Here is a 12,861-nt window from a genome sequence, read left to right as displayed (position 1 = left end):
CATGCCCGTGAAGTCCCTTCGCATCGCCATCCTCCACTATCAGGCCAAGGACGACCCGCCGGACCCCGTGGTGAAGCAGGTGGCCGCGGCGCTGCGCGCGGCCGGCCACGGCACCACGGAGGTGTGCGTGGACGAGAGCGTCTCCGACCTGGTGCGCAAGGTCACCAGCGCCCGCGCGGACCTGGTGTTCAACCTCTGCGAGACCTTCGCGGAGGACTACCGGCTGGAGGTCAACGTCGCGGCGGTGCTGGAGCTGGCGCGCGTGCCCTTCACGGGCGCGGGCACCGCGGGCCTGCTGCTCGCGCAGGACAAGGTGCTCACCAAGCAGCTGCTCCAGTTCCACGGCGTGCTCACGCCGCGCTTCGCCACCTTCGACGGCACGTCGTTCCAGGCGAACGGAGATTTGTCCTTCCCGCTGGTGGTGAAGCCCGCGCGCTCGGACGCGTCCATGGGGCTTGGCGTGGAGAAGGACATGGAGGGGCTGGCCCGGCGGGTGAAGAAGATCCGCCAGGAGTTCGACGACGAGGCGCTGGCGGAGGAGTTCATCGAGGGCCGCGAGCTGTACGTGGGCGTGCTGGGGGACGCCACGAACCCGGAGGTGCTGCCGGTGGTGGAGCTGGACTTCGGCTCCCGGTGGAACCGCAAGCGGATGAAGATCGCCAACCGCGAGGTGAAGTTCGGCCCGGAGACGCCGGGCAGCCCGCACCTCATGATGCCCACGGACCTGTCGGACGAATTGCGCGGGCGCATGGAGCGCGCGGCCATCACGGCGTTCCGCGCGCTCAAGCTGCGCGACTACGCGCGCATCGACTTCCGCGTGTCCAGCCGCACCAACGACCCGTACATCCTGGAGGTGAACCCCAACCCGTATCTGGAGACGCAGTGCGAGGTGGCCATGGGGGCGAAGGAGCGGGGCCTGAGCTACGAGGCGCTCGTGCAGCGCATCGTGGAGACCGCCGCCCGGCGCCACGGTCTGGGCGTGGCCCCCAGGGCCACGGCCGGTGCGCCCGCCCGGGAGCCGGTGCCCGCCACGCACTGAGAAGACGCGGCGCCCCGCGCGGGAGTGACGCCCCCACGGCATCGGGCCCGGATTCCGGTGGCCCGGCCGGGGGCGTTGCTCTATGGGGAAGGCGTGCTCCACCGTCAGTTCCTGGACCATGCGAAGGCCGTGGCCCGCTTCGCGCCCGTGCGGCCCGCGGTGAAGGCAGGCCTGAGGGCCGCGCTCGCGTTCTTCGTCCCCACCGTCGTGGGCACCGCGCTGCACCTGCCCGGCGCCCTGTGGCTGGCCGTGGGCGGCTTCAACACGTCCTTCGTGGACAAGGGCGGCTCCTACCACGCCCGCTTCCGCGCCATGGGCGGCACGGCGCTGGCGGCGGCGGTGTCCGCGGTGCTGGGCGGCCTGGCGGGAATGCACCCCACCCTGGCCATTCCCGCCACCCTGCTGTGGGTGACGGCGTGGAGCTTCGCGGGTGTCTACGGTGCCGCGGCGAACCTCACCGGCAACATCGCCGCCACCACCTTCGTCATCGCGCTGGGCCTGCCCGCGGCCGGCGTCGTGCCCGCGCTGGAGTCCGGAGTGGCGGTGCTGGGCGGCTCCGCGTGGGCCATGGTGCTGTCGCTCTTGCTCTGGCCCATCCGCCCCTACCGGCCCGCGCGCAAGGCGGTGGCGGCGTGCTTCGACGCGGTGGCGGACTACGCGGAGGGGATGTCGCGCACGGTGCAGGGCGCGCGCGAGGACGCGTGGCAGGCGCTCATCCAGGAGCAGCACGGGCGCATCCGCGAGACGCTGGAGCTGGCGCGCACCACGCTCGCGGCCACGCGCCAGGGCCGGGTCGAGCGCGGCCGGGGTGAGCGGCTGCTGGTGCTGCTGGAGTCCGCGGACGCGATGTTCATGGGGCTCATCGCCCTGGGTGAGCAGCTGGAGACCCTGGGCCCGCCGGTGAGCGGCCCCGTGGGGGATCCGCGCGCGGCGGTGGCCGTGGCGCTGCTGGACTGCGCGAACACGGCGCGGGACCTGGTGCGGCTGGTGGAGCAGGAGGGCCGGAGCCGCAGGCCCCAGCCGGACTGGGACGGACGCGCGCTCAGGGACGCGGTGGGAGACCTGGACGCGCGGGGCCTCATCACGCGGCTGGAGCGCGCGCGGCTGTCGGACATCGCGCGGCTGCTGTCGGAGCTGCGCGAGCGCGCGGACGTGGCGCTGGACACCGCGTGCCGGCTGCCCGGCCCCCTCACGGAGGCGCCTCCTCCCACGCGAGCGCTGGCCGAGGAGTCGCACGTGCCGCTGTGGGATCCCGTGCGCGCGCACCTCACGCTGGACTCGGAGGTGCTGCGGCACGCGCTGCGCGTGGGCGTCACCACCACGGCGGCCGTGTACATCGCCAGCGTGTTCCGGCCGAACCACGGCTACTGGGTGACCCTCACCGTGCTCACCATCATGCAGCCGTACACGGGGCCCACGTTCCTCAAGGCGCTCCAGCGGGTGCTGGGGACGGTGGTGGGGGGCCTGTTGGCCATCGCCGTGTCGTCGTGGCTGCAGAACCCGCACGCGATGATGGGCCTGCTCTTCTGCACCGCGGCCCTGTGCGTGAGCCTCATCCCGCTCAACTACGGGCTGTTCACCATCTTCGCCACGCTCACCTTCGTGCTGCTGGCGGAGCTGGGCAGCGGCGACTGGACGCTGGCGCCGGTGCGCATCGTCAACACGCTCATCGGCGGCGCGCTGGCGCTCGCGGGCACCTTCTTCCTGTGGCAGCGCTCGGAGGAGCACCGCTTCCCGGCACAGCTGGCGGACGCGCTGAGCGCGGACCGCGAGTTCTTCGCCGTGCTCTCCCGTGCCTGGCAACGGGGGACGCCGCCGGATGGGACGGCGCTGGCGGAGGCGCGCCGCAAGCTGGGGCTGGCCACCATCAACGCGGAGACGTCCTTCCAGCGGCTGCTCAACGAACCGCGCTGGCGCACGGAGACGGTGGAGCCGCTGATGACGCTGCTCGCCTTCACCCGGCGCTTCGCCGCCGTCTGCACCCTGCTCGCGTCGCGCCGCTCCGTGCCCACCTCCCCGGCCGTGCAGCAGGCCCTGTCGCGCTACGCACAGGCCATGGACGCGAGCATGGAGGACCTGGCGCAGGCGGTACGCCACGGCCAGCGCCCCAAGCCCCTGCCCTCCTTCAACGCGCTCATCGGCTGGAACGTCCCCACCCCGGATGAAGCCGGCTCCGCGCTGGGCTCCGAGGCCCCCCTGCTCCAGTCCCAGCTGGAACGGCTGGCGCGGCAGATCAACGTGCTCCACGCCGCCGCCACCCGGCGCCTGGAGCCCGCGCCATCCACGATTAACACGCCTTAACAGAACAGCCGGAATAGGCTGCGGACTCCCTCTTGGCTTCTGGAGTCCCCATGTCCCGTATTCCCCTGCACGGCCTGCTGCTGGCCGCCTCCACTCTGCTGCCACCCGCCGCGAGCGCGGCGAACGAGACGGTGCGCGTGTGGCTGACGACGACGTCCGGCAGCGCGCTGGCGAAGAAGCTCAACGCCGAGGCGAACAAGACGTTCGGTCCGGAGACGGGCAGCGCGACCGCCATCGACGTGAACGACGGCGTGACGTACCAGACGGTGGACGGCTTTGGCGGCGCGCTCACGGACTCGTCCGCGTGGCTCATCTTCAACTCGCCCCAGCGCACGGCCATCATGAACGACCTGTTCAGCGTGACGGCGGGCGCGGGCCAGAGCGCCATCCGCCTGCCCATGGGCGCGTCCGACTTCTCGCGCAACAACTACACCTACGACGACACCTGCTGTGACCTGAACGACTTCTCCGTGGGCCACGACACGGCGTACATCCTGCCGCTCCTGAAGCAGGCGCGCGCCATCAACCCGGAGGTCAAAATCTTCGCGCTGCCGTGGAGCGCGCCCGCGTGGATGAAGTTCAACAACTCGCTCACCGGCGGCGGCTACCTGCGCAACGACCTGTACGGCACGTACGCGAACTACTTCGTGCGCTTCGTGCAGGCGTACCAGACGAACGGCGTGCCCATCCACGCGCTGAGCCCCCAGAACGAGCCGCACAACGCCAACGGCGGCTACGCGACGATGCAGATGGAGTCCAACGACCAGAGCGTCTTCGCCGCGCAGCACCTGCGCCCCGCGCTCAACGCCGCGGGCTTCAACGGCGTGAAGGTGCTGGCGTGGGACCACAACTGGCATGACGGCTCGGGCCCCGCGGGCTATCCGCACGAGGTGATGGCCTACAACGGCGGGCAGGCCCGGAGCGCCGTCGCGGGCGTGGCGTACCACTGCTACGAGAGCCCCGAGGGCAGCTACAGCGTCCAGTCCGCCTTCCGCGACGCGTACCCCGACAAGGAGGTGCACTTCACGGAGTGCACCGGCGGCTTCTGGGCCACCAACGCCGCGGCCAATCTGGAGTGGGCGCTCCAGAACAACCTCTTCGGGCCGCTGCGCCACTGGTCGCGCACGTCCTTCTACTGGAACCTGGCGTTGGATCCGAGCCACGGGCCGCGCGTGGGCGGCTGCTCGGACTGCCGGGGCATGTTCACCGTGGACAACGCCGCGGGCACGTACACGCGCAACGAGGAGTTCTACGCGTGGGCGCACCTGGCGAAGGTGGTGCGGCCGGGCGCGGTGCGCGTGGGCGCCACGTCGCCAGGCAACAACAACATCGAGACGCTCGCCTTCCGGAACCCGGACGGCTCGCACGCGCTCATCGCGCTCAACTCCAACGACGGCGCCACGCTGTCCTTCAAGGTCCGCTGGGGTGGCCAGGCCTTCGAGTACACGCTGCCGCCGCGCTCGGTGGCGTCCTTCCAGTGGGGCGGGACGTCCGGCCCGCAGGGGCCGTGGTACCGGCTGGTGAACAAGGCCACCGGGAAGTGCGTGGACATCGCGGGCCCGTCCGCGGCGGACGGCGCTGTTCTGCACCAGTGGGCGTGCCACACGGGCCAAAGCCAGCAGTGGGCGCTGGTGGCCACGGACAGCGGCTACTCGCGGCTGGTGTCGCGCTACAGCGGCAAGGCGGTGGACGTGGCGGACGCGAGCGCGGCGGACGGCGCGCGCGTGCAGCAGTGGGCGTGGGCGGGCGGCGCCAACCAGCAATTCAAGCCCGTGGCCACCACCGGCGGCTACACCCGCTTCGAGGCCCGCCACAGCGGCAAGGTGCTGGACGTCAGCAACTGCTGGGCGAGCGGCGACGGCGCCACCGTCCAGCAGTGGAGCTGGTCCAACAACGACTGCCAGCAGTTCCGCCTGGAGGCCATGCCCTGATCAGGGCACCGTCGCCAGGAAGCCATCGAGCAGGGTGTTGACCTGCTCGGGGGCATCCAGCTGCACCCAGTGCCCCGTGCCCGTCACGCGCTTCGACGGCAGGCTCGGGACGAGCACGTGGTACGCGCCGGGGTTCTCATTGAGCGGCGTGATGACGGACAGGGCCGGCCCCGGGTAGCGCTTCAGCGCGGTGACGGGGTCGAACTTGAGCAGCGCGCCCATGGCGGCCTTCACCGCCCCGCGCTGCGTGCGCCGCAGCTGGCCCAGCACCTGCTCACGCACCTGGGGGCTGGACGGCACCAGGAGCGTGCTCCAGTACTGCTCAATCACCTGCACCCAGCCGTCCGTGGCGAGCGCGGCCATCATCCCCTCCGCCGCCTCCCTGGGGACCTGGCGCCCGTCGGACGCGGGATCCAACAGGAAGAGGCCCGCCACGCGCTCCGGGTTCGCGGCCGCGTACGCCAGGCTCACCGCGCCGCCCAGGCTGTGGCCCACCAGCACCACGCGCGGCAGCCCCAGGCCCTCCACCACCGTGGCCACGTCCCCGGCGAGGTCCTCCACCGTGAAGTCCGCGTCCGGCGTGAGCGTGGACTGGCCGTGGCCGCGCAGATCCAACGCGACCGCGCGCCGGTGCGGCCGCACGTGCTGGAGCTGCGCCGCCCACTGCCGCGTGTCTCCACACGCCGAGTGCACGAACACCACGGGTGTCCCCTGCCCCGTCCCACCGTCATCGACGAACAGCTCACCCGCCGCACCGCGCATGCCGTGTCCCTCCCAAGGCCGGAAATCCGGGCCCGCGTCTGCTCACCCATCCTGCGCCTGACACCCCGCCTGGGAAAAGGAGGACGTCTCCAGCGCCGGATCCGTCCGGCGGGCAACACCCGGGGCGGACCCCGGCACACTGCCGCCACTCTTTTTGAGTGCAGGTGGTTCCATTCGCCGCGCGCGGCCCCACTGTTCCCGCGACACCGTCCGTGAATCCGTCCGACTCCCAGAATCCCCGGCACACCCGCCCAGCAGTCACGGTCCTCAACGTCAACGACGACCCCGCGACGCTGTACCTGCTCAGCCTCACCCTGAAGCAGGGCGGCTACCAGGTGCTCGAGGCCACGGGAGGGCGTGAGGCCCTGCGGCTGGCCCAGGGGAGGCCCGACCTGGTGCTGCTGGACGTGCACATGCCGGACATCGACGGCTACGAGGTGTGCCGCCGCCTGCGCTCGGACGAGCCCACGCACGACCTGCTCATCGCCCACCTGTCGTCCGTGTCCGTCCAGCGCGAGGACCGCGTGCGGGGCCTGGCCCAGGGCGCGGACGCGTACTGGACGCGCCCCCTGGCGGAGGACGAGCTGCTGGCCAACATCGAGGCCCTCTTGCGCCTGCAGGCCCGCGCGCAGGACGCCGTGCGCGCGCGCGACCGGTTCCTGCGCATCGCCGGGCACGAGCTGCGAACGCCCCTCACCGTGCTGCGCCTCAACCTGGAGCGCGCGGTGGAGATGGTGAAGGGCGACGCGGACGCGGGCGGCTCCATGCAGAAGCGCCTGGAGCCCGCGGTGCGCCAGCTCACCCGGCTGCAGGTCCTGGTGGAGAGCCTGGCGGACGTGTCACGCCTGTCCGCGCAGGACGTGACCCTGCTGGTGGACACGGTGGACCTCTCCCAGGTGGTGCGCGAACAGGTGGAGCGCTTCCAGGTTCCGGCCAGGAGCGCGAGCGTGGCCCTGGCCGTGGAGCTGCCCGAAGCCCCCGTCCTGCTCTTTGGCGACCGGCGCATGCTGGAGCAGGCCGTGGGCCACCTGTTGTCCAACGCCATCAAGTTCGGCGAGGACCGGCCCGCGAAGGTGCGCCTGTCCACGCACGAAGGCCACGCGGTGCTCGCCGTGGAGGACCAGGGCGTGGGCATCGCGCCGGAGGACCAGGCGCGCATCTTCCGCCGCTTCGAGCGCGTGGCGTCCAGCGGCCGCTTCGAGGGCCTGGGCCTGGGGCTGTACCTGGCCCAGGAGATCGCCGCCGCGCACGAAGGCGCGCTGACCGTGAAGAGCGCCCTGGGCCAGGGCGCCTGTTTCGAATTGAAGCTCCCCCTGAATCGCACCCAGCGTTACTGACGTCTCCAGAGAAGAGGATTTCGTGGCGAACACCGAAGACGCGGACGGAAGCAATCCGTCTGGCGAAGGCAGGAGTCCGGCGAAGCGCCTCGTCACCAACGTGCCCCGGCTGGACTTCATCACCAAGGGCGGCCTCATCCAGGGCTCGTCCTACGCCATCATCGGCCCGCCGGGCTCCGGCAAGACGGTGCTGGCCAACCAGATCGCCTTCCAGCACGTGAAGAACGGCGGCAAGGCGCTCTACGTGACGCTCTTGTCGGAGTCGCACGGGCGCATGCTGGAGAACCTGTCGCAGATGACGTTCTTCGACCCGGACGTCATCCCGGACCGGCTCCAGTACCTGAGCGGCTACCGCGACCTGGAGCGCGACGGGCTCAAGGGCCTCTTGGAGCTCCTGCGCAAGAACGCCCAGGCCCACGGCACCACGCTGCTCATCATCGACGGGATGGACGCGGCGAAGGAGTTCGCCCGCTCGGACCTGTCCTTCAAGCGCTTCCTCCAGGACCTGCAGACCTTCAGCAGCATCCTGGGCTGCACCTCGCTGCTGCTCGCCCCGCACCATGAGGGGGAGATCCACCCGGAGAACACCGCGGTGGACGGCATCTTCGAATTGTCCCTGTGGCTGCACGGGCCCCGCGCGGTGCGCGAGCTCATCGCCACCAAGTTCCGCGGCGGCCCGTCCCTGCTGGGCCGCCATGAGGTGGAGATCTCCAACCAGGGCATCGTCATCCACCCGCGCACGGAGGTGCAGTTCGCGCACCCCGCCGCGTCAGGGCGCGAGGACCGCATCCGCATGCCCTTCGGCATCCCCCGCCTGGACGAAGCGCTCCGGGGCGGCGTGCTGTCCGGCTCCACCACGCTGCTGTTGGGCGCGCCCGGCACGGGCAAGACGCTCTTGGGCCTGCACTTCCTCCTGCAGGGCGCGCGCGCGGGCCAGCCGGGCGTCTACTTCGGCTTCTTCGAGACGCCTCCCCGCCTCATCGAGAAGGCCGAAGGCACCGGCATGGGGGACCTCAAGAAGTACGTGGACGAGGGCCTCATTGAAATCCAGTGGCAGCCGCCCTTGGAGCACAACCTGGACTCGCTGGCGGAGAAGCTGCTGGAGCGCATCCAGGAGCGCAAGGTGGACCGCCTGCGCCTCTTCATCGACGGCGTGTCCGGCTTCCGCTCCGCGGCGGTGTACCCGGACCGCATGGGGCGCTTCTTCTCCGCGCTCGCGCACCAGCTGCGGATGATGGACGTCACCACGCTGTACTCGGATGAGACGCCGCTCTTCAGCCCCGGCGTGGACATGCCCCAGCCGGAGGCCGCGTCCACCGTGGAGAACGTCATCCTGCTGCGCTACGTGGAGCTGCGCTCGCAGCTCTACCGCCTGCTCTCCATCATGAAGATGCGCGAGAGCGCCTACGACAGCGCCATCCGCGAGTTCTCCATCAGCGAAAAGGGCATCCAGGTCGCGGAGACCTTCGAGAGCGCGGAGAGCATCCTCACCGGCCACGCGCGCATCTCCGGCGAGTCCTCCCGCCCCGACAAGGTGAAGGCCCCGCTGGGCACGCGCAAGAAGCAGGGCCGCAAGGCGGCCGCGAAGAAGAAGCCGGCCGCGAAGAAGGCTCCGGCGGGCACGTCCCGGCGGAGGCGCTCATGAAGACCGTGCTCGTCGTGGACGATGAGCAGGACATCGCCGAAGCCATCCAGGCCATCCTGGAAGAGGAGCAGCTGCGCGTCATCACCTGCGGCAACGGCCGCGAGGCCCTGGCCAGGCTCAAGGAGGAGAAGCCCGACCTGGCCATCATCGACGTGATGATGCCGGTGATGAATGGCTACGAGACCATCGACGCCATCCGCAAGGACGGCACCCAGCACTTCCCCATCCTCGTCATGAGCGCCATCCAGCCGCCCAGGGCGAAGGCCGAGGAACAGAAGTGGGCCGGCTTCCTCAAGAAGCCCTTCTCCCTGCGAGACCTGGTCGACACCGTGTCCCGCCTCACGTCGTAGGTTCCGCTCTCACTTTTTCAACGCCAGGCATCCGCGCCAGCCAGGCAGGCGGCGCGGGTGCTTCCGGTTGAAATCGAAATATCGCGCGCGCACAGTGGGTCACCTGACGCGGCGCATCCATGCACACCGAAGTCCAGACGACTCCCGCGGGCGAGCCCGGCTTGTTCCGGCTCACCTGGCCCATCTTCTTCGAAATCTTCCTCTTCATGCTGATGGGCACGGCGGACACGCTGATGCTCAGCGGTGTGTCGGACGCCGCCGTGTCCGCGGTGGGCGTCGTCAATCAGTACGTCTTCATCTGCATCCTGGTGATGGAGGTGGTGAGCCACGGCGCGTCCATCGTCGTGTCGCAGTATCTGGGCGCGAAGCGGGGCGTGGAGGCGGCGCGCATCGCGGCGCAGGCCATCACCCTGAACCTCCTGCTGGGCCTGGCCGTGAGCGGCGGACTGCTCCTGTCCGCGGACGCCATCCTGGGGCGGATGAACCTGGAGCCGAAGACGCTTGAGTACGCCAGCACCTACTGGCACATCGCGGGCGGCTTCCTGTTCCTCCAGGCGCTCATCAACGTCTTCTCCAGCCTCATCCGCACGTACGGCTTCACGCGGCAGTCCATGTACGTGGCCCTGGGCATGAACGTGGTGCACGTGGTGGGCAATTGGGTGCTCATCTTCGGGCACTTCGGCTTCACGGCGCACGGCGTGGCGGGCGCGGCCATGTCCACCGTCTTCAGCCGCGCGGCGGCGGTGGGCGTCTTCGGCTGGATGCTCTGGCGGGTGATGGACGTGAAGATGCGGCCCACGAACTTCGTGGCGCTGACGCGCGAGTACGTCCGCAAGATCCTGCGCGTGGGCGTGCCGTCCGCGGTGGAGCAGCTGACGTACCACGCGTGCCAGACGGTGTTCCTGTACTACGTGACGTACCTGGGTCCGGTGGCGCTGGCGTCGCGGCAGTACGCCAACGCCATGTCCCAGTACGTGTTCCTGTGCAGCCTGGCCATTGGCATGGGCACGTCCATCATCGTGGGGCGGCTCGTGGGCGCGAAGCGCTCCCAGGACGCGTACGCGCGCGTGCTCAAGAGCCTCAAGTGGAGCGTCGGCATCACGGTGGCGGTGGACGTGACGGCCATCCTCTTGCGTGAACCGCTCATCCGCCTCTTCACGCACGACGGCGACATCCTGCGGCTCACGTCGCAGGTGCTGCTGTTGAGCCTGCTCTTGGAGACGGGGCGCTCGTTCAACCTGGTGCTGGTGAACGCGCTGCGCGCCGCGGGTGACGCCACCTTCCCGGTCATCATGGGGGTGCTCTCCATGGTCTGCATGAGCGTGCCCCTGGGCTACTACCTGGTGTTCCACCTCCAGCTGGGGCTCGCGGGGGTGTGGCTGGCGGTGGCCGCGGACGAGTGGACGCGCGGCCTGGCCATGTGGCTGCGCTGGCGCAGCCGCGCGTGGGAGCGTCAGTCCTTGGTGTCTCCGGCGGAGGCGCCGGTGGTGATGGCGCACTGACGGGCCGCGAGGGCCTGGATGCGCGCCCGCCCTGCACGCCTGCACGGGGCGGCCGGGCGTGGGAATTCCACGGCCTCTTCCAATGGACGTGCCGCGTCCCACTTTTGGTGGGCCGCGTTACGCATCCAACCCGGGAGGGGCTCATGCTCGCCGTCGTCTACAAAGAGAACAGCCAGGTGAAGGTGGAGGAGGTCGAGGACCCGAAGCTGGAGTCCCCCACCGACTGCGTCATCCGCGTCACGTCCGCGGGCATCTGCGGAAGCGACCTGCACATGTACGAGGGCCGCACCGCGTCCAAGGCCGGGCAGGTGTTCGGCCACGAGAACATGGGCGTCGTGGAGCAGGTGGGCCCCGGCGTGCGGAGCATCAAGAAGGGCGACCGCGTGGTGCTGCCCTTCAACATCGCCTGTGGCACCTGCTTCGACTGCGTGCGCGGGCGCACGGAGGCCTGCCTGGTCGCGAACCCGGAGGCGCCGCACGCGGGCTACGGCTACGCGGGCATGGGACCGTACCGGGGTGGACAGGCGGAGCTGCTGCGGGTGCCCTGGGCGGACTTCAACTGCCTGAAGATTCCGGGCCAGCCGGGCGACGACCTGGAGGACGACTTCCTGCTCCTGTCGGACGTGTTCCCCACCGCCTACCACGGCACCGAGCTCGCGAACGTGCGGCCGGGCGCCACGGTCGCCGTGTTCGGCGCGGGCCCGGTGGGCCTGCTCGCCGGCTACTGCGCGCTGCTGCGCGGTGCCTCCGAGGTCTACGTGGTGGACAGCGTCCCGGAGCGCCTGGCCAAGGTGAAGGAGATGGGCGCCATCCCCATCGACTTCACGAAGGGCGACCCGGTGAAGCAGATCCTCGACCTGCGCCGAGGCAACCCGCTCATCATGGGCGCGCTGCGCCCCGGTGAGGAGAAGGCCCTGGGCGTGATGTGCGGCATTGACGCCGTGGGCTACCAGTCGCGCGACATCAAGACCGCGGACACGCACGGCGGCAAGGAGAAGCCCACCCAGGTGCTGGAGCAGCTGGTGGAGCTGGTGAACCCCACGGGCCACATCGGCGTCATCGGCGTCTACATGGCCCCGGACCCCGGCGCCCCGGACGAGAACGCGAAGCAGGGCATCTACCCGCTGCCGTGGGCCCAGGTCTTCGACAAGGGCATCACCGTGGGCACGGGCCAGACGCCGGTGAAGCGCTACAACCACTTCCTGCGCGACCTCATCATCGCGGGCCGGGCGAAGCCGAGCATGATCGTCAGCCACCGCCTGCCGCTGCGGGACGCGCCGGACGCGTACCGGAAGTTCGACGCGCGCAAGGACGGCTACACCAAGGTCATCCTCAAGCCCCAGCTGAGCCCCAAGGCCCGCGCTTGAGACCCACCTGCCCCCGGTCCCCAGGGGGTGCACGCCCTGGGACTCCGGCGGTATAAGGCTTGATGGTGGATGCCCTGGACACACGTTCAACCGTGCTCGTCGTCGAAAGCTACGACGACCTGCGCGAGGCCCTGGTGGCCCTCCTGGTGCTGGAGGGCTACACGGTGCTGTCCGTCGCCACGGTCCCCCAGGCCCTGGACGTGCTGTCCCGGCTCCCTCGAAGTCCCTCCCTGGTGCTGCTCAGCCTGATGCTGCGCAACCCGGAGGACCAGCGCTTCCTCACCCGGCTGCGCGGCCTGGACCAGGCATCGAGGCTGCCGGTGCTGGCGCTGACCGCGGACCCGGACCTCCAGGCGGCCCCGGCCGGGACGGTGGGCCTGCTGGGCAAGCCGGTGCGCACGGAGGTGCTCCTGGCCGCCGTGGACCGCTACCGGAGCCGGCCCTGACGGGCGCCGTTGGGGTGGATGTAGGGGTGGAAAAGACCGCAACTCCGGGCGGCGAGGGTCGATAATCCATCAACGTCCACCGTCTCGGTGGTTCGAGGGGGAAGACCCAACATGTCCAGAATCGGTGAGTCGATTGGCGGCGCCGTCGCGGCGCGAGTGCAGCAGGCGCAGACCCCGCAGG

General features: G+C 70.4%; 10 protein-coding genes. 9 read left to right on the top strand and 1 reads right to left on the bottom strand.

The annotated features are described in order from the left end of the window. Position 1: 1 nt before the first annotated feature. The 3 genes from D7X55_RS04650 to D7X55_RS04640 all read left to right on the top strand — a co-directional run bounded on the left by D7X55_RS04650 (position 2) and on the right by D7X55_RS04640 (position 5,271). Entirely contained in the window at positions 2-1,039 is a 1,038-nt protein-coding gene (locus tag D7X55_RS04650) for an ATP-grasp domain-containing protein (protein ID WP_121722347.1), read from the top strand. 93 nt (positions 1,040-1,132) lie between these two features. Beyond that, positions 1,133-3,340: an FUSC family protein gene (locus D7X55_RS04645; protein WP_121722356.1), complete on the top strand. Its 2,208-nt coding sequence runs from the start codon at positions 1,133-1,135 to the stop codon at positions 3,338-3,340. A 50-nt stretch (positions 3,341-3,390) separates the two neighbouring features. Next, positions 3,391-5,271, top strand: a complete 1,881-nt coding sequence (locus D7X55_RS04640; RefSeq protein WP_121722346.1) for an RICIN domain-containing protein — start codon at positions 3,391-3,393, stop codon at positions 5,269-5,271. Here D7X55_RS04640 and D7X55_RS04635 read toward each other — a convergent pair whose 3' ends face one another. Continuing rightward, positions 5,272-6,033 (bottom strand): alpha/beta fold hydrolase, encoded by a 762-nt coding sequence (locus D7X55_RS04635; RefSeq protein WP_120549256.1) that lies wholly within the window; start codon positions 6,031-6,033, stop codon positions 5,272-5,274. 212 nt (positions 6,034-6,245) lie between these two features. On the opposite strand from D7X55_RS04635, the gene D7X55_RS04630 reads away from it, so the two are divergent. The 6 genes from D7X55_RS04630 to D7X55_RS04605 all read left to right on the top strand — a co-directional run bounded on the left by D7X55_RS04630 (position 6,246) and on the right by D7X55_RS04605 (position 12,680). After that, positions 6,246-7,370, top strand: a complete 1,125-nt coding sequence (locus D7X55_RS04630) for a hybrid sensor histidine kinase/response regulator (protein WP_233609582.1) — start codon at positions 6,246-6,248, stop codon at positions 7,368-7,370. Between the two features lie 22 nt (positions 7,371-7,392). Continuing rightward, entirely contained in the window at positions 7,393-9,015 is a 1,623-nt protein-coding gene (locus D7X55_RS04625) for an ATPase domain-containing protein (protein WP_120549254.1), read from the top strand. After that, a complete protein-coding gene (locus D7X55_RS04620) occupies positions 9,012-9,365 on the top strand; it encodes a response regulator (RefSeq protein WP_120549253.1) in 354 nt (117 codons plus the stop codon). The genes D7X55_RS04625 and D7X55_RS04620 overlap by 4 nt, the downstream gene beginning before the upstream one ends. A 119-nt stretch (positions 9,366-9,484) precedes the next feature. After that, positions 9,485-10,867, top strand: a complete 1,383-nt coding sequence (locus D7X55_RS04615; RefSeq protein WP_120549252.1) for an MATE family efflux transporter — start codon at positions 9,485-9,487, stop codon at positions 10,865-10,867. Between the two features lie 143 nt (positions 10,868-11,010). Continuing rightward, positions 11,011-12,234 carry a glutathione-independent formaldehyde dehydrogenase gene (locus tag D7X55_RS04610; protein ID WP_120549251.1) on the top strand — a complete coding sequence of 408 codons (1,224 nt, stop codon included), beginning with the start codon at positions 11,011-11,013 and terminating at the stop codon, positions 12,232-12,234. Positions 12,235-12,326: 92 nt separating this feature from the next. Next, the gene (locus D7X55_RS04605; RefSeq protein WP_158626314.1) at positions 12,327-12,680 is read left to right on the top strand and encodes a two-component system response regulator; all 354 of its coding nucleotides are present in this window, start codon (positions 12,327-12,329) and stop codon (positions 12,678-12,680) included. The last annotated feature ends 181 nt before the right edge of the window (positions 12,681-12,861 follow it).

Source organism: Corallococcus sp. AB049A (assembly GCF_003668885.1).
GTDB lineage: Bacteria > Myxococcota > Myxococcia > Myxococcales > Myxococcaceae > Corallococcus > Corallococcus interemptor.
This window is presented reverse-complemented; position numbering and strand designations above follow the sequence as displayed.